Annotated in this window: 16 protein-coding genes; 7 read left to right on the forward strand and 9 right to left on the reverse strand. The window is 74.4% G+C overall.

What is annotated here, in order from left to right; translation table 11 throughout:
- Genes AB0E19_RS16195 through AB0E19_RS16205 form a run of 3 tightly spaced genes read right to left on the reverse strand, consistent with a single transcriptional unit; the run spans position 1 to position 3,024 of the window.
- Complete coding sequence (locus tag AB0E19_RS16195) at positions 1–1,134, reverse strand: Mrp/NBP35 family ATP-binding protein (protein WP_362179532.1); 1,134 nt, start codon at positions 1,132–1,134, stop codon at positions 1–3.
- A 44-nt stretch (positions 1,135–1,178) separates the two neighbouring features.
- On the reverse strand, positions 1,179–1,703 hold the full coding sequence (locus AB0E19_RS16200) for a DUF1003 domain-containing protein (RefSeq protein ID WP_362180122.1): 525 nt from the start codon (positions 1,701–1,703) through the stop codon (positions 1,179–1,181).
- A gap of 52 nt (positions 1,704–1,755) precedes the next feature.
- A complete protein-coding gene (locus AB0E19_RS16205; protein WP_362179535.1) occupies positions 1,756–3,024 on the reverse strand; it encodes a CBS domain-containing protein in 1,269 nt (422 codons plus the stop codon).
- Between the two features lie 344 nt (positions 3,025–3,368).
- Between AB0E19_RS16205 and AB0E19_RS16210 the strand changes: the two genes are divergently transcribed.
- Positions 3,369–4,142 (forward strand): hypothetical protein, encoded by a 774-nt coding sequence (locus AB0E19_RS16210; protein ID WP_362179538.1) that lies wholly within the window; start codon positions 3,369–3,371, stop codon positions 4,140–4,142.
- A gap of 7 nt (positions 4,143–4,149) precedes the next feature.
- Here AB0E19_RS16210 and AB0E19_RS16215 read toward each other — a convergent pair whose 3' ends face one another.
- Complete coding sequence (locus AB0E19_RS16215; protein WP_362179541.1) at positions 4,150–4,518, reverse strand: helix-turn-helix domain-containing protein; 369 nt, start codon at positions 4,516–4,518, stop codon at positions 4,150–4,152.
- A 62-nt stretch (positions 4,519–4,580) separates the two neighbouring features.
- Here AB0E19_RS16215 and AB0E19_RS16220 point away from each other — a divergent pair, with 62 nt between their 5' ends.
- Positions 4,581–5,036, forward strand: coding sequence for a DUF4440 domain-containing protein (locus AB0E19_RS16220; RefSeq protein ID WP_362179545.1), 456 nt, complete (start codon positions 4,581–4,583; stop codon positions 5,034–5,036).
- Here the strand turns inward: AB0E19_RS16220 and AB0E19_RS16225 are convergent.
- Complete coding sequence (locus AB0E19_RS16225) at positions 5,033–5,533, reverse strand: hypothetical protein (protein WP_362179548.1); 501 nt, start codon at positions 5,531–5,533, stop codon at positions 5,033–5,035. The genes AB0E19_RS16220 and AB0E19_RS16225 overlap by 4 nt on opposite strands.
- A 25-nt stretch (positions 5,534–5,558) precedes the next feature.
- Positions 5,559–6,686 (reverse strand): magnesium and cobalt transport protein CorA, encoded by a 1,128-nt coding sequence (locus AB0E19_RS16230; RefSeq protein ID WP_031014203.1) that lies wholly within the window; start codon positions 6,684–6,686, stop codon positions 5,559–5,561.
- Positions 6,687–7,109: 423 nt separating this feature from the next.
- On the opposite strand from AB0E19_RS16230, the gene AB0E19_RS16235 reads away from it, so the two are divergent.
- From AB0E19_RS16235 to AB0E19_RS16250, 4 genes are all read left to right on the forward strand, one after another.
- Positions 7,110–7,700 carry a suppressor of fused domain protein gene (locus AB0E19_RS16235; RefSeq protein WP_362179552.1) on the forward strand — a complete coding sequence of 197 codons (591 nt, stop codon included), beginning with the start codon at positions 7,110–7,112 and terminating at the stop codon, positions 7,698–7,700.
- A gap of 143 nt (positions 7,701–7,843) precedes the next feature.
- A complete protein-coding gene (locus AB0E19_RS16240; protein ID WP_362179555.1) occupies positions 7,844–8,482 on the forward strand; it encodes a DUF6758 family protein in 639 nt (212 codons plus the stop codon).
- A 123-nt stretch (positions 8,483–8,605) separates the two neighbouring features.
- Positions 8,606–9,475: a PHP domain-containing protein gene (locus tag AB0E19_RS16245; protein ID WP_362180125.1), complete on the forward strand. Its 870-nt coding sequence runs from the start codon at positions 8,606–8,608 to the stop codon at positions 9,473–9,475.
- 418 nt (positions 9,476–9,893) lie between these two features.
- Entirely contained in the window at positions 9,894–10,499 is a 606-nt protein-coding gene (locus AB0E19_RS16250) for a MarC family protein (RefSeq protein ID WP_362179558.1), read from the forward strand.
- Positions 10,500–10,588: 89 nt separating this feature from the next.
- Here AB0E19_RS16250 and AB0E19_RS16255 read toward each other — a convergent pair whose 3' ends face one another.
- A complete protein-coding gene (locus tag AB0E19_RS16255) occupies positions 10,589–10,741 on the reverse strand; it encodes a hypothetical protein (RefSeq protein WP_099054331.1) in 153 nt (50 codons plus the stop codon).
- Positions 10,742–10,898: 157 nt separating this feature from the next.
- Here AB0E19_RS16255 and AB0E19_RS16260 point away from each other — a divergent pair, with 157 nt between their 5' ends.
- A complete protein-coding gene (locus AB0E19_RS16260) occupies positions 10,899–11,822 on the forward strand; it encodes an NYN domain-containing protein (RefSeq protein WP_362179562.1) in 924 nt (307 codons plus the stop codon).
- Here the strand turns inward: AB0E19_RS16260 and AB0E19_RS16265 are convergent.
- Both AB0E19_RS16265 and AB0E19_RS16270 read right to left on the reverse strand, forming a co-directional pair.
- A complete protein-coding gene (locus AB0E19_RS16265; protein WP_362179566.1) occupies positions 11,806–12,708 on the reverse strand; it encodes an alpha/beta hydrolase in 903 nt (300 codons plus the stop codon). The two genes, AB0E19_RS16260 and AB0E19_RS16265, sit on opposite strands and share 17 nt — an antisense overlap.
- 100 nt (positions 12,709–12,808) lie before the next feature.
- Positions 12,809–15,682: a DEAD/DEAH box helicase gene (locus AB0E19_RS16270; protein WP_362179569.1), complete on the reverse strand. Its 2,874-nt coding sequence runs from the start codon at positions 15,680–15,682 to the stop codon at positions 12,809–12,811.
- Positions 15,683–15,818: the final 136 nt, after the last annotated feature.

Below are 15,818 nucleotides of genomic sequence, written 5' to 3' on the forward strand. Positions count from 1 at the left end.
TCAGAACTTGTTGCGCGGCGTGATGCCGAGGCTCAGCCCGGAGAGGCCGCGCTGGCGGCCGCCGAGCTTGCCGGCGATGGCGCGGAGGGCGGAGCCCGCCGGGGAGTCGGGGTCGGAGAGGACGACCGGCTTGCCGTTGTCGCCGCCCTCGCGCAGGCGCACGTCGATGGGGATCTGGCCGAGGACCGGGACGGTGGCGCCCGTGGTCTTCGTCAGGCCGTCCGCGACCATCTGGCCGCCGCCGGTGCCGAAGACGTCGACCATCTCGTCGCAGTGCGGGCACGGCAGGCCCGACATGTTCTCGACGACGCCGACGATCTTCTGGTGGGTCTGCACGGCGATCGAGCCGGCCCGCTCGGCGACCTCGGCCGCCGCCTGCTGGGGGGTCGTCACGACCAGGATCTCCGCGTTCGGCACCAGCTGCGCGACGGAGATCGCGATGTCGCCGGTGCCCGGGGGCAGGTCGAGGAGCAGGACGTCCAGGTCGCCCCAGTACACGTCCGCGAGGAACTGCTGGAGCGCGCGGTGCAGCATCGGGCCGCGCCACACCACGGGCGCGTTGCCAGGGGTGAACATGCCGATGGAGATGACCTTCACGCCGTTCGCCGACGGCGGCATGATCATGTTCTCGACCTGGGTCGGACGGCCGTCCGCGCCCAGCATGCGGGGCACGCTGTGGCCGTAGATGTCGGCGTCGACGACACCGACCTTCAGGCCGTCCGCGGCCATCGCCGCCGCCAGGTTCACGGTCACCGAGGACTTGCCGACGCCGCCCTTGCCGGACGCCACCGCGTACACCCGGGTCAGCGAGCCCGGCTTGGCGAAGGGCACCTCGCGCTCGGCGGTGGTGCCGCGCAGCGCCGCCGCCAGCTCCTTGCGCTGCGCGTCGCTCATCACGTCGAGCGTCACGTCGACACCGGTGACGCCCTCGACACGGGCGACGGCCTCGGTGACGCGTTGCGTGATGGTGTCGCGCATCGGGCAGCCGGAGACCGTCAGGTAGACCGTCACCGCGACCTTGCCGTCCGGTCCGATCTCCACCGACTTGACCATGCCGAGTTCCGTGATCGGACGATTGATCTCGGGGTCGTTCACCGTCGCCAGTGCTTCGAGCACCGCGTCTTCCGTAGCCATAGGTCCGATGGTACGGGGACGACCACCTCGCTATGAAAGGGCTGTCAACGGTCGGGTACGTCACTCCGGCGCTCGCCGTCCGGCGGGAATAGATCACGATCCCGTCCGCGCTCCTCCAGCTCCCTCACCAGGTCCTGGAGTTCGGAGCGGATCCAGTCGCGGGTGGCGACCTCGCCCAGGCCCATCCGGAGCGCCGCGATCTCCCGCGTCAGGTACTCCGTGTCGGCGATCGACCGCTCGTTCTGCTTGCGGTCCTGCTCCAGGTTGACCCGGTCCCGGTCGTCCTGCCGGTTCTGCGCGAGCAGGATCAGCGGAGCCGCGTACGAGGCCTGGAGGGAGAGCGCCAGCGTCAGGAAGATGAAGGGGTACTCGTCGAACTTCAGCGACGCCGGGGCGAAGACGTTCCACCCGATCCAGACGACGACCGTCAGCGTCATCCAGACCAGGAACCGGCCCGTCCCCAGGAACCGTGCGATCCGCTCCGAGAGCCGCCCGAACGCCTCCGGGTCGTACTCCGGCAGCAGCCTGGCCCGGCGCTCGCGCGGCTGGTCGAGCCGGATGCGGGGGATCCGCGGCTGGTCCCGCTCCCGCTCCCGCTCCCTCTCCCGTTCCTGCGACCGCTCAGCCACCCCGCACCCCCTCCTCGTGGAACTCCGTCTCCCGCCAGTCGTCCGGCAGCAGGTGGTCGAGCACGTCGTCGACGGTGACCGCGCCGAGCAGCGAACCGCTCTCGTCCACGACCGGCGCCGCCACCAGGTTGTACGCGGCGAAGTAGCTGGTCACGGCCGGAAGCGCGGTGTCCGGGCCGAGCGGCGGCAGATCGCTGTCGACCAGCGAGCTGACCAGCGTGAACGGCGGATCGCGCAGCAGCCGCTGGAAGTGGACCGTGCCCAGGTACTTCCCCGTCGGCGTCTCGTCCGGCGGCCGGCACACGTACACCTGCGCCGCGAGCGCCGGCGACAGGTCCTGCTGCCGTACGCGGGCGAGCGCGTCGGCCACCGTGGCGTCCGGGCGCAGCACGATCGGCTCGGTCGTCATCAGGCCGCCCGCCGTCCGCTCCTCGTACGACATCAGCCGGCGCACGTCGGCCGCGTCGTCCGGCTGCATCAGGGTGAGCAGCCGCTCCTTCTCCTCCTCGGGCAGCTCGTTGAGGAGGTCGGCGGCGTCGTCGGGGTCCATCGCCTCCAGGACGTCGGCGGCCCGCTCCTCCTTCAGCTTGCCGAGGATCTCCACCTGGTCGTCCTCGGGCAGCTCCTCCAGGACGTCGGCGAGCCGGTCGTCGTCGAGGGCGACGGCGACCTCGGCGCGCCGCTTGGGGGAGAGGTGGTGCAGGGCGTTGGCGAGGTCGGCCGGGCGGAGCTTCTCGAAGGTGGCGACCAGGCTCTCGGCGCCCTGCCCGTGCTCCTCCAGGGAGAAGCCGGTCACCGCCGACCACTCCACCGTCAGGGTCTCGCCCTTGCGGCGCAGCGCCCCGCCCTTGCCGCGGCGGACGAAGACCCGGTCGATCTCCCAGTCGCGGCGGGCCGGGAGCTGCTGGATGGCGATGTCGAGGACGGTGACCTCCTCGCCGGTCTCGACGAGCGTCACCCGCCGGTCGAGGAGTTCGCCGAGGACGAGCCGCTCGGTGGGCCGCTGCTCGAAGCGCCGCATGTTGACCACGCCGGTGGTGATGACCTGGCCCGACTCGACGCCGGTGATGCGGGTCATCGGGACGAAGACCCGGCGCCGGCTCAGCACCTCGACGACCATGCCGAGCAGTCGGGGCGGGCGGCGGCCGACGCGGAGCATCGCGACCAGGTCGCTGACCCGGCCGACCTGGTCGCCGACGGGGTCGAAGACGGCGACGCCGGCGAGGTGGGAGACGAAGATCCGGGGGGCGCCTGCCGCCATGCCTCGCGCCTCCTCGGTGCCGCACGATCAGGGTCGCCGCGCCGCCCCCGCGGGGGGCTTCGCGGCCTTTGCGGTGTCCTGGGCGGACTCCGCAGGGTTCAGGCTAGCCCGTGGTGTTCCACCCCGCTCCGGCAGCGCCGCCGTCCGGCTGCCTGCGGGGGCGCCGGGCCCGCCCGGGTACGCTGCGGTCTGCCGCCCCCCACCGGCACCGTCCGGCCCGTCCGGCCGACCCCGGCGGCCCCTCCCGCCGTGAGTGCGCGTGGCCGGGGCCCCGTTCCCCCCGCACCGCAGAACGAGAGGCAGCGCAGGTGGCCGTCCGCACCCCGTCATCGCGTATCCCGTCCGTGCCGTCGGCACGCGCCCGCACGGCCCCCGTGGGCCGGTTCCGCCGGGCGGCCGTGCCGCTGGTGCTGTGCGCGGGGCTGACGGTGGGTCTGACGGCCTGCGCCGGGCCCGACCCCGACGAGGGGACGAACGGGGTCGGGAAGCTGTCGGCGCCGGAGATCGAGCGGGAGGCCCGCACGGCGGCGGACGCCGCGAAGGCGGTACGGCTCGCGGGCACCCTGGTCAGCAAGGGCGGCACCTTCAAGCTGAACATGCGGCTGAAGCAGAACGGCGCCACCGGCTCGGTGACCACGAAGAACAGCACCTTCGAACTGCTGAGGGTCGGCGACGCGCTCTACCTCAAGGCCGACGCCGGCTTCTGGTCGCACGAGGAGGAGGGCGACGGCAAGCCCAGCGAGGCCGACACGGAGGCCGCCGACAAGCTCGACGACAAGTACGTGAAGGTGCCGAGCGACGACCCCTCGTACAGGCAGCTGCGCGGCTTCACGGAGATGGACCAGCTGCTGCGCGGCCTGATCGGGCTGCACGGCGAGGTCGTCAAGGGCGACCGGGACCAGATCGGCGGCGTCCGCACGGTGAAGGTGAAGGGCGGCGCGGAAGGCCAGGGCGGCACGCTCGACGTGGCCCTGGAGGGCTCGCCTTACCCGCTCCAGTTCGCCCGCGGCGGCGGCGCGGGCCTGGTCGTCCTCTCCGAGTGGGACAAGGACTTCCCGCTGGCCGAGCCGGACCGCGAGGAGACCCTCGACTACGGCCGCCAGCTGCCCCGGACCTGAACCGGGCTCAGCCGGCCGCGGCGCCCCAGTCCCACAGCGCCTGGAGCACCGGCCCGAGCTCCCGGCCGCGCGGCGTGAGCGCGTACCGCACGGTCGGCGGCCAGCCCGGGTGCCGGTGCCGCGTCACCACACCGGCCTCGGCGAGCTGCGCGAGCCGTTCGGACAGCACCTTGTCGGAGAGCCTCGGCAGCGCCTCCCGCAGCTCGCTGTAGCCGCGCTCGCCGCCGAGGAGTTCGCGGACGACCAGGGTGGTCCAGCGGCCGCGCAGGGCCGCGAGCGCGATCTCCACAGGGCACTCCGGGTCGGGTGCGGCGACGCGGGCGCGGGGGTCGTGGTCCGGGAGCCCCGGCGGGTGGCCAACCGTTCGGTGAGTCACGAGGCCGTCTCCTAGCGTGTCGGGGGTCCGATTCTCCCCGTACGGAAGGACCTCCGTCGGCCATGTCCGCGACCCCGCCCGAAGCCGTGCCCAGCGCCCCGTCCGAGCGCCGGTCCGGAGCCCTGCCCGCGCTCGCGACCCGGCCCGAGGACGTGCCCGCCGTCTTCGCGGCCCGTTTCGGCAGCGGCGACCCGGCGGCCCTCGCCGAGGTCTACGAGGAGGGCGCGGTGCTGGCCGCGGGCCCGGGCGGCGCCCCGCTCGCCGGGTCCGCGCTGCACGCCGCCAACGCGCGCCTCCAGGCGCTGGGCCTCCCCATCGCGGTCCGCCCGCGCACGGTGTACGCCACCGGCGACCTGGCACTGCTCGTGGTGGACTGGATCATCGAGGGCACCGGCCCCGACGGCCGCCCGGTGCGCGTCGAGGGCACCGCCACCGACATCGCCCGACGGGGCGCGGACGGGCGGTGGCGCTACGCGATCGACAACCCCTTCGGGACGGCCCCGGCGGGCCTGCCCTAGCGCCGCTTCTTCCGGCGGAAGAGCAGCTTCGGCAGGGCGGCCGGGACCGGTCGGCGGGTGGTCGCCGGGGACGGCAGGGGGACGGCGGCGAGCGAGCCGTCGGGGAACGCGGTGGTGGCGCCGCGCGGGTCGAGGCGCAGGACGCGGCACTCGCGCGCCCAGCGCTCGGGCATGGCCTCGCCGTCGGGGGCGTTGAGCCGCTTCCCCTTCAGTTCGGCGACGGCCGCGGCCCACTCCTCGGTGCCGGGGGTCAGCTGGTGCACGGCGGCCGTCCAGGAGACGATGCGGCCGCCCTTGTCCTTGCTGCGGACGGTGACCTCGGCGGTGGCCCCGTCGGCGAGGCCGGGCAGCGGCTGCTCGCCGGGGCCGTCGCCGACCACGTGGGCGGCGCCGTCGTGCCAGACGTGCCAGAGCGCCCGGGCGGGCCCGGTGCCCCGGACCCAGACGAGGCCGGACTTCTTGGTGGCCTCCTCGACGAGGAACAGCTCTTCAGTCATGGCCCGCAGCCTATCGGCAGGCCGGTCAGAGCCAGCCGTTGCGCTTCAGGGTGCGGTGGATCGCGAAGCAGATGACGGCGATGCCGCCGAGGACCATCGGGTAGCCGTACTTCCAGTGCAGCTCCGGCATGTGGTCGAAGTTCATGCCGTAGACCCCGCAGACCGCCGTGGGGACGGCGACGATCGCCGCCCACGAGGTGATCTTGCGCATGTCCTCGTTCTGCGCGACGGTCGCCTGCGCCAGGTTGGCCTGGAGGATCGAGTTCAGCAGCTCGTCGAAGCCGACGACCTGCTCCTGGACGCGGGCGAGGTGGTCGGCGACGTCCCGGAAGTACTTCTGGATGTCCGGGTCGACCAGGCGCATCGGCCGCTCGGAGAGCAGCTGCATCGGGCGCAGCAGCGGGGTGACGGCCCGCTTGAACTCCAGGACCTCGCGCTTGAGCTGGTAGATCCGGCCGGTGTCGGTGCCGCGCGTGGAGCCCTTCGCGGCCGGCGAGAAGACGTCGATCTCCAGCTGGTCGATGTCGAGTTCGACGGCGTCGGCGACCGCGATGTAGCCGTCGACGACGTGGTCGGCGAGGGCGTGCAGCACGGCCGAGGGGCCCTTGGCGAGGAGCTCGGGCTCGCCCTGGAGGCGGTGGCGGAGGTTGCGCAGCGAGCCCTGGCCGCCGTGCCGGACGGTGATGACGAAGTCGGGGCCGGTGAAGCACATCACCTCGCCGGTCTCCACTACCTCGCTGGTGGCGGTGAGTTCGGCGTGCTCCACGTAGTGGATCGTCTTGAAGACGGTGAAGAGGGTGTCGTCGTACCGCTCCAGCTTGGGCCGCTGGTGGGCGTGGACGGCGTCCTCGACGGCGAGCGGGTGGAGCCCGAACTCGGCGGCGATACCGGCGAATTCGGCCTCGGTCGGCTCGTGCAGGCCGATCCACGCGAAGCCGCCGGACTCCCGCACCTGCGACATCGCGCCGCGCGGGGTGAGGCAGGCGCGGTCGTCGATGCGCCGGCCGTCGCGGTAGACCGCGCAGTCGACGATGGCGCTGGAGGCCGAGTGGTCGCGGGTCGGGTCGTAGTTCGTGTACGTGGTCGGGGTCTTGCGCAGGCTCGGACGCAGGCTGGGCCGAACGGCGGCGCGCAGGTCACGGATCATCGACATGGGCGTGCTCCTTCACGGACAGGCCGTCGGCGAGCGTGGCGCAACCCGGAATGAGGACGGGAGAGGGACGTCGTCCACAAAGCGGGCGGCACCGGAGGATCGCGGTGACGGCGTTCGCAACTCAGACAGGCAAAGAGGGGCGCTCTTCCGTCGTACGCGATGCCGGAGAGGGGGGTCCGCGGTTCAGGGACCCGGGGTCACCGGAGGGGGGAACGCACCGGGCTCGGGTGCGGTGCGGCGGAAGAGCGGCTGGTACTGCCCGATCGACTTCGGTCCATCGCAGTCCCACCTCCTCCGGCCGGTCCCTCGTGAGGGATGACGTGTGACGCACAGTCGGGAAACCCGACCAGTGGCCAACACTATCAGCCGACCGAGGGTCAATCCCTTACTTTGCCCGTTCCATACGCGATCTATGCTCCCCGCATGGGAGAAGTTCTTGCACTGGTCGAGGCCCGGCTGCGTACGGCCCTGGGCGAACCGGACGCGCGGGCCGCGGTGACGTTCCTGGGCACCGACCGGATCGAGGTGCTCCGCTTCGTCGACGCGGAGGCCGGGCTCGTCCGCTACGCCACGCTCGGCATGTCCGCCGCCCCGATGGCCGACCCGACCGCCGCCCTCGCCGACCCGGTGAAGGGCCCGCGCGCCGAGCTCGTCCTGACCGTACGCCTCGGGCGCGCCGACACCGACAAGGTGCTGCGCCCGCTCGCCGTGCTCGCCGCCACCCCTCAGGTGGAGGGCGTGGTCGTGGCCCCCGGCGCCTCGCTGGACCTCGGTGACCCGCTCTGGCCGGGCGCCGGCTTCAGCTCGGTGCTCGTCGCCGAGTCCGGGGGGCTGGTGGAGCACCTGGAGCTCGACGAGCCGATGGACCCGGTGCGCTTCCTGCCGCTGCTGCCGATGACGCCGAACGAGGCCGCCTGGAAGCGGGTGCACGGCGCGCAGGCCCTGGAGGAGCGGTGGCTCGCGAAGGGCACGGACCTGCGGGACCCGCTGCGCGGCTCGGTCGCCCTCGACTGAGTCCTGGACCGAGCCCGGGACTGAGCCCGGTCCGGGCCCCGGGCCGGGGGCGGCGCGCGCCGGGGTGAACGCTCCCGGCCGGACGGGTGATCGGCCGCTGCCGTTCTTGACGGGAGGCGCGCGCGGGAGGACCGTTGAGCCCTATGAGGGGCGAACCCAGTTGTCCGAAGTGCGGTGGGCGGGTCAGGGCGCCCGGTCTCTTCTCCGACTCCTGGCAGTGCGACGTACACGGACCCGTGCATCCGCTCCAGCCGGTGATCCCGCCCAGCATCGAAGGCCTCGGCGTCGTCGTGCACCGCTCCCACGTGCCCGTCTGGATGCCCTGGCCGCTGCCCGTCGGCTGGCTCTTCACCGGCGTCGCGTACGCCGGTGACGACCGCAGCGGCGGCCGTGCCACCGCCGTGGCCTGCTCCGGGCCCGGCCCGCTCGGCGGCATCGGCGAGCTGCTGCTCGTCGCCGAGGAGCTGGGCGTCGGCCTCGGCGCCCGCTACGCCGGCATCGACGGCCCCGACCCCGGCTCCGGCATGGCCATCGACAAGCCGCCCGCGGCCAAGGTCCTCGCCGCGGGCCGTCCCACCCCCCTGTGGCACGTCACCGGCACCCCCCACGACCGCGCGGTCTTCGCCGGCGAGGCGCGCGGGCTCTGGCTCTGGGCCATCGTCTGGCCCGAGCAGTCCGGGCTGCTCATGTACGACGAGCTGGTCCTCACCGACCTCCGCGACGCGGGTTCCGAGGTCGACCTCCTGCCCTGCGGCGCGCTGACCCCCCGCCTGCTCGGCTGACGGTCCGGGCGCCCCGGGGCGCGTAATGGGCGCCTGCCGGGTGGGGCCCGTACAGGCGGGGGCGTATCGCCCGTTATGCTGGAGCGTCACTCGTCCGTGCCCGAGCCCCTGGAGAACCGCGTCGTGCGCATCGACCTGCACAGCCACTCCACGGCCTCCGACGGCACCGACACCCCCGCCGAGCTGGTGCGCCACGCCGCCGCGGCCGGGCTCGACGTCGTCGCGCTCACCGACCACGACACCACCCGCGGGCACGCCGAGGCGATCGCCGCCGCGCCCGAGGGGCTGACCGTCGTCCCCGGCGCCGAGCTCTCCTGCCGCCTCGACGGCATCGGCCTGCACATGCTGGCCTACCTCTTCGACCCCGAGGAGCCCGCCCTCCTCGCCGAGCGCGAGCTGGTCCGCGACGACCGGGTGCCGCGCGCCCGGGCCATGGTGGCCCGGCTCCGGGAGCTCGGCGTCCCCGTCACCTGGGAGCAGGTCGAGCGGATCGCCGGAGACGGCTCCGTGGGCCGACCGCACGTCGCCGAGGCCCTCGTCGAGCTGGGGGTCGTCCCCGACGTCTCCGGGGCCTTCACCGCCGAGTGGCTCGCCGACGGCGGCCGCGCGCACGTGCAGAAGCACGAGCTGGACCCGGTGGACGCGATCCGGCTCGTGAAGGCGGCCGGCGGCGTCACCGTCTTCGCCCACCCGGGCGCCGTCAAGCGCGGCCAGGTGGTGCCCGAGTCCGCGCTCGCCGCGCTCGCCGAGGCCGGGCTCGACGGCATCGAGGTCGACCACATGGACCACGACGAGCCCACCCGTGCGCGGCTGCGCGGGCTCGCGAAGGAGCTGGGCCTGCTGGTCACCGGCTCCAGCGACTACCACGGCAGCCGCAAGACCTGCCGGCTCGGCGAGTACACCACCGATCCCGAGATCTACGGCGAGATCACCCGCCGTGCCACCGGCGCCTTCCCGGTCCCCGGCGCCGGCGGAGCCCTGACCCAGGGCTGACCCGCCGGGCGCGTCCTCCGGTCCCGACCCGCCGGACGGGCTCCGGGGCTCGACCCGCCGGACGGATCCCCGGGCTCGCCCGTCGTGTGACGCGGCCCCGGGGGGCCGGCCGACGACGGCCGGGGCCTCGGGCCGACCTGCCGGGACGTCTCCCGGGCCCGGTCCGCCGACGGCCTCCGGTCCGACCGGCCGGACGCGCCCTCGGGCCCGGTCCGGCGGACAGGTCCGAGCCGCCCGCGCCGGCCTCCGCGTCCTCCCGTCGTCGTGCGACGGCAGCCCGCGCCCGTATCCGTACCGCCCCTGGCCCCGCGCGTCCGTCGCGCGGGGGCGGGGCACTCCTGCGCCGGTGCCGGAATCCTGAATTCCGGTCCGGTGCCCCACACCCCACCGTTCGACCCTCACCGCAAGGCACCCCACCGTGTTCGACGTCGCCGTCTTCGGCTCGCTCTTCCTCACCCTCTTCGTGATCATGGATCCGCCCGGCATCACGCCGATCTTCCTCGCGCTGACCTCGGGCCGCCCGGCCAAGGTCCAGCGCCGGATGGCCTGGCAGGCCGTCGCCGTCGCCTTCGGCGTCATCACCGTCTTCGGCATCCTCGGCCAGCAGATCCTGGACTACCTGCACGTCTCCGTCCCCGCCCTGATGATCGCGGGCGGCCTCCTGCTGCTGCTCATCGCGCTCGACCTGCTCACCGGCAAGACCGACGAGCCGAAGCAGACCAAGGACGTCAACGTCGCCCTCGTCCCGCTCGGCATGCCGCTGCTCGCCGGGCCCGGCGCCATCGTCTCCGTCATCCTCGCCGTCCAGCACGCCGACACCGCCGCCGCGCAGGTCTCCGTCTGGAGCGCCATCGCCGCCATGCACGTCGTCCTCTGGCTGGCCATGCGCTTCTCGCTGGGGATCATCCGCGTCATCAAGGACGGCGGTGTCGTCCTCGTCACGCGGCTCGCCGGCATGATGCTCTCCGCGATCGCCGTGCAGCAGATCATCAACGGCGTCACCCAGGTGATCCAGGGCGCCTGACCCGGGCCCGGACACCACTGCGCCCCCGTACGGATTCCGCCTCGGCGGAGTCCGCGCGGGGGCGCGGTGCGTGGTGTGGACCTGCCCCGTTACGAGGCGGAGGTCTCTGCGGGGCGGATCCAGATGCGCTGGCCGATCGCTGCGGCCTGCTGCACGATCCGGTTGACGGAGGCGGCGTCCACGACGGTCGAGTCGACGGGCGTGCCGTCGATGTCGTCGAGTCGCAGGATTTCGAAGCGCATGGCTTCTCCCTTCGTCCGAGTTGATCCTCCATGCGGAGAACTGGCGTACGTATGTCTCCAACAGCGGAACCATCCAGAACATTCCTTACGCTAAGGAAAATTTTCGGATGGCTAACTACTGGCGGGTAGCGCGGCCGACGACGGACAATGAGGGCTGATGAACGACGCCATGAACCCCGCACCGCCCACCGACGCCCTCGCCGCGCTCGACGCCCGCCTGGAGCGCACCAACGAGCTCCTGACGCGGATGCTGGCCGAGGTCGCGAAGACCCCGTCCACCCACGCCATCTTCGTCGACGCCGGTTACGTCCATGCTTCCGCCGGGTTGCTGGTGACCGGCACCGAGGACCGGCGCTCCTACGACCTCGACGCCGAGGGCCTCATCGAGGCGTTCATCGACACCGCCCGCACGATCTTCGCCGACAGCCGGCTGCTCCGCGTCTACTGGTACGACGGCGCCCGCCGCCGCATCCACACCCCCGAACAGCAGTCCATCGCCGAGCTCCCCGACGTCAAGGTCCGCCTCGGCAACCTCAACGCCAACAACCAGCAGAAGGGCGTCGACTCCCTCATCCGCTCCGACCTGGAGTCCCTCGCCCGCCACCGCGCCATCAGCGACGCCGCCCTCGTCGGCGGCGACGAGGACCTGGTCTCCGCCGTCGAGGCCGCCCAGGGCTACGGCGCCCGCGTCCACCTCTGGGGCATCGAGGCCGCCGACGGCCCCAACCAGGCCGAGGCGCTGCTCTGGGAGGTCGACAGCCAGCGCACCTTCGACCTCGACTTCTGCCGGCCGTACGTCACCCGCCGCCCGGTCACGATGTACGAGAACGACAGCGAGCCGCCGCCCTCCCGCGACGAGGTCCGCTTCGTCGGCGCCCAGATCGCCGCCACCTGGCTCGGCGAACGCGGCCGCGACCGGCTCGCGGAACTCCTGCCCGGCGACCCGTATCTCCCCGCCGGCTACGACCAGGACCTCCTCGTCGAGGCCGAATCCCGGCTCAGCCGCTCACTGCGCGGCCACGGAGCCCTCCGCCGCGCCCTGCGCGACGGCTTCTGGCAGCACCTCAGGGCGCAGTACTGAGCGGAGCGGCCCGGTGGGCCGGGGCGTCCACCCGCTGCCAGAAGGCGGCGAGCCGCTCGGCCAGCTCGCGCGGGTGCGAGACGTTGGGGGAGTGGCCCGCGCCCTCCACCACCGTGTGGTGCGCGCCGATGCCGGTGGCGACCTCCGCCAGCTCGGCGGGCGCCCAGACCATCTCCTCGGAGCCGTACGCGAGGTGCACGGGCATCGCCAGGCCGGCCAGCTCCGCCGCGCCGTCCGGGTCGCGCAGCAGCAGCCGGCCCGTGCCGGACAGCTGGGCGACCTTGGTCAGCATCCAGCGGCGCCGCAGGAAGCCGAGCACCTCCTCCGAGTCGACCGCCTCGTCGGGCTCCTCGCCCCGGCTGTCCAGCCAGCGGGTCGTCCGCCACACCCGGTCCTTCGCCAGCAGCGCGTGCCCGGCCCGCAGCACCCGGATCCGGACCCGCTGCGGGCGGGCGACCCGGCCGGGACCGGAGGAGAGCAGCGTCAGCGAACGGAAGGCGCGCGGGGCGAGCACCGCCGCCGAGCGGGCGACGATCCCGCCGAAGGAGTGACCGAGCAGGTGCACCGGCCCCTCGCCCAGCGCGAGGGCCTGCGCGACCGCGTCCAGGGCGAGCGCCCGGCGGCGGTAGGCGGCGCGGCCCCGGGGGCCGTACGACTCGTTCTGACCGCGCCCGTCGACGGCGACGACGCGGTACCCGGCCTCGCCCAGCGGGCCGAGCAGCGCCAGGAAGTCCTCCTTGCTGCCGGTGTACCCGGGCAGCATCAGCACCGTCCCGCGCCGCTCGCCCGCCGGTGCCGTGTCGAGCACGGCGAACGCGCCGCGCACGGTGTCGAGGCGGCGGGCTCGGGTGCCCGGCGGGAGGGCCAGGGAGCGGGGCTTGCTCATGAAAGGACTGTAACCGGAGGGCGGTCGCCGGTACGACGACGGCGGCCCGGCCCCTGGTGGGGGCCGGGCCGCCGTCGTGCCCGGCGGTCCGGGCGGAGCGTCACGCCTCCGGCTGGGCGGGGGCGGCCTTCTTCACGGCGCGCTTGCGCGGGGCCTTCGGCGCCTCCTCGGCCGGGGCCTCGGCGGCGACGGCCTTCTTCACCGTGCGCCGACGGGCCGGCGTCGCGGTCTGCGGCTCCGACGCGTCCGGCGCCACGGCCGCGGCCGTCTTCCTGGCGGCGGCGCGCTTGCGGGGAGCCTTGGGGGCCTCCTCGGTGGCGGTGGCGGTGGTGTCGGCCGGTGCCTCGGCGGCCGGGGCGGCCTTCTTGGCGGTGGCGCGCTTGCGGGGGGCCTTGGGGGCTTCCTCGGTGGCGGCCGGTGCCTCGGTGGCGGCCGGGGCCGTCTTCTTGGCGGCGGCGCGCTTGCGGGGAGCCTTGGGGGCCTCCTCGGTGGCGGTGGCGGTGGTGTCGGCCGGTGCCTCGGCGGCCGGGGCGGCCTTCTTGGCGGTGGCGCGCTTGCGGGGGGCCTTGGGGGCTTCCTCGGTGGCGGCCGGTGCCTCGGTGGCGGCCGGGGCCGTCTTCTTGGCGGCGGCCCGCTTGCGCGGAGCCTTCGGGGCCTCCGCCGGCTCGGCGACGGCCGGGGTCGGCTCGGCGACCGGGGCCGGGATGACCACGACGGCCTCGGCGGGGGCCGTGGTCGTCACCGGGCTGGACGCCTTGCGGACCGCACGGCGGCGCGGGCGGCCGGCCGGCTCCTCCACGACCGGGGCCGCGGGGGCCTCGACGACGGCCGGAGCCGCCTCGACGACGGCGCCCGGGGTGGTGGCCGGACGGGTCGCCCGGCGCCGGGCGCGCGGCGGCGCGGCCACGGCCTGCGCCGGGACGGCGGCCTGAGCGGCCTGGACCGGAGCGGCCGGGGCCTGGACGGCCGGGGCCGCCTTGGCCGGTGCCTCGGTGGCGGCCGGGCGGGACGCCGGGCGCTGCTCCGCGGCCTGGGCCGGGACCGACCGCTTGCGGGCGGCGGCCAGCTCGGCGGCGGCCGTCTCCACGGTCTGGAAGCTCACCGTGTCCTCGACCCGCGGCCGGACCCGCCGCTTGCGCGGCGTGAAGACCGGAGCCTGGGCGGCAGCGGGGGCCGGGGCGGCGGGAGCGGCCTTGGCGACCGGCGCCACGACCCTCTCGACGGCGGCCGGAGCCGTCTCCGTACGACCGCCGCGGCCACGGCGGCGGCGCGGGGCGGCCGGCTCGTCGGCCGGGGCCTCGACGGGGGCGGCGGCCTGAACGGGCGCGGCGGCCTGGACGGGCGTCTCGACCGCGGGGGTCTCGACCGCGGGGGTCTCGACGGCGGCCGGAGCCGTCTCCGTACGACCGCCACGACCGCGGCGGCGGCGCGGGGCGGCCGGCTCGTCGGCCGGGGCCTCGACGGGGGCGGCGGCCTGGACGGGCGCGACGGCCTCGACGGGCGCGGCGGGGGCCTCGGCCGGCGTCACCGGGGTGGCGCCGGCGACCGGGATGCCGCCGGTCGACGGGCCGGTGCCGCGGGTGCGGCGGCGGCGCGGACGGCGGGGGCCGTCGACGGCCTCGGGGGCCTCGGCGGTCTCCGGCGCGGCGGTGGTCGCCTGCGCGGCCTCGGCCTCGGCCTCCGTGCCGCCACGGGTGCGGCGGCGCTGGCGCGGCGTGCGGGTGCGGGCGGGGCGCTCCTCGGCCGGGGCCTCGGCGCGGCCGCCACGGCCACGACGGCCGCCGGGCTCGCCCAGGTCCTCCAGCTCCTCCGCCGCGAGACCCGCGCGGGTCCGCTCGGAGCGCGGCAGGATGCCCTTGGTGCCCTCGGGGATGTCGAGGTCGGTGTAGAGGTGCGGGGAGCTGGAGTACGTCTCCACCGGGTCGGCGAAGTCGAGCTCCAGCGCCTTGTTGATCAGCTGCCAGCGCGGGATGTCGTCCCAGTCGACGAGCGTGATCGCCGTACCGGTGTTGCCCGCGCGGCCCGTCCGGCCGGTGCGGTGCAGGTACGTCTTCTCGTCCTCGGGCGTCTGGTAGTTGATGACGTGGGTGACGCCCTCGACGTCGATGCCGCGCGCGGCGACGTCGGTGCAGACGAGGACGTCCACCTTGCCGTTGCGGAAGGCGCGCAGCGCCTGCTCGCGGGCGCCCTGGCCGAGGTCGCCGTGGACCGCGCCGGAGGCGAAGCCGCGCCGCTGGAGCTGCTCGGCGATGTCGGCGGCCGTGCGCTTCGTACGGCAGAAGATCATCGCGAGGCCGCGGCCGCGGGCCTGCAGGATCCGCGCGACCATCTCCGGCTTGTCCATGTTGTGCGCCCGGTACACGCGCTGCGTGATGTTGGCGTGCGTCACGCCCTCGTTGTCCGGCGAGGTGGCGCGGATGTGCGTGGGCCGCGACATGTAGCGGCGGGCCAGGCCGATGACCGCGCCCGGCATGGTGGCCGAGAAGAGCATGGTCTGGCGGGTCGCCGGAAGCATGTTGATGATCTTCTCGACGTCGGGCAGGAAGCCCAGGTCGAGCATCTCGTCGGCCTCGTCGAGGACGAGCGTCTTGACGTGCGACAGGTCGAGCTTGCGCTGGCCCGCCAGGTCGAGCAGGCGGCCGGGGGTGCCGACGACGACGTCGACGCCCTTCTGCAGCGCCTCGACCTGCGGCTCGTAGGCCCGGCCGCCGTAGATGGCGAGGACGCGGACGTTGCGCACCTTGCCGGCGGTCAGGAGGTCGTTGGTGACCTGCTGGCACAGCTCGCGGGTCGGCACGACGACGAGGGCCTGCGGCGCCTCGGTCAGCTGCTCGGGCTTCGCGCGGCCGGCCTCGACGTCGGCGGGGACGGTGACGCGCTCCAGGATCGGCAGGCCGAAGCCGAGGGTCTTGCCCGTGCCGGTCTTGGCCTGGCCGATGACGTCGGTGCCGGTGAGGGCGACCGGAAGGGTCATCTCCTGGATGGGGAAGGGATTGACGATGCCGACGGCTTCCAGCGCCTCGGCGGTCTCGGGAAGGATTCCGAGCTCTCGGAACGTAGTCAGGGTGCTGCCTCTTCTGTGAGACGCGGTACGAGGCGAACGAAGGGGG

Origin of the sequence: Streptomyces sp. NPDC047974, from assembly GCF_040653375.1 — a bacterium.
Lineage (GTDB): Bacteria > Actinomycetota > Actinomycetes > Streptomycetales > Streptomycetaceae > Streptomyces.

Excerpts from the sequence above, each read along its gene's own strand:
- AB0E19_RS16240 (WP_362179555.1), top strand. The coding sequence starts at position 7,844 with ATGAGGGGCGAACCCAGTTGTCCGAAGTGCGGTGGGCGGGTCAGGGCG.
- AB0E19_RS16220 (WP_362179545.1), top strand. The coding sequence starts at position 4,581 with ATGTCCGCGACCCCGCCCGAAGCCGTGCCCAGCGCCCCGTCCGAGCGC.
- AB0E19_RS16205 (WP_362179535.1), bottom strand. The coding sequence starts at position 3,024 with ATGGCGGCAGGCGCCCCCCGGATCTTCGTCTCCCACCTCGCCGGCGTC.
- AB0E19_RS16270 (WP_362179569.1), bottom strand. The coding sequence starts at position 15,682 with ATGACCCTTCCGGTCGCCCTCACCGGCACCGACGTCATCGGCCAGGCC.
- AB0E19_RS16225 (WP_362179548.1), bottom strand. The coding sequence starts at position 5,533 with ATGACTGAAGAGCTGTTCCTCGTCGAGGAGGCCACCAAGAAGTCCGGC.
- AB0E19_RS16230 (WP_031014203.1), bottom strand. The coding sequence starts at position 6,686 with ATGTCGATGATCCGTGACCTGCGCGCCGCCGTTCGGCCCAGCCTGCGT.
- AB0E19_RS16255 (WP_099054331.1), bottom strand. The coding sequence starts at position 10,741 with ATGCGCTTCGAAATCCTGCGACTCGACGACATCGACGGCACGCCCGTC.
- AB0E19_RS16195 (WP_362179532.1), bottom strand. The coding sequence starts at position 1,134 with ATGGCTACGGAAGACGCGGTGCTCGAAGCACTGGCGACGGTGAACGAC.
- AB0E19_RS16235 (WP_362179552.1), top strand. The coding sequence starts at position 7,110 with ATGGGAGAAGTTCTTGCACTGGTCGAGGCCCGGCTGCGTACGGCCCTG.
- AB0E19_RS16260 (WP_362179562.1), top strand. The coding sequence starts at position 10,899 with ATGAACGACGCCATGAACCCCGCACCGCCCACCGACGCCCTCGCCGCG.
- AB0E19_RS16265 (WP_362179566.1), bottom strand. The coding sequence starts at position 12,708 with ATGAGCAAGCCCCGCTCCCTGGCCCTCCCGCCGGGCACCCGAGCCCGC.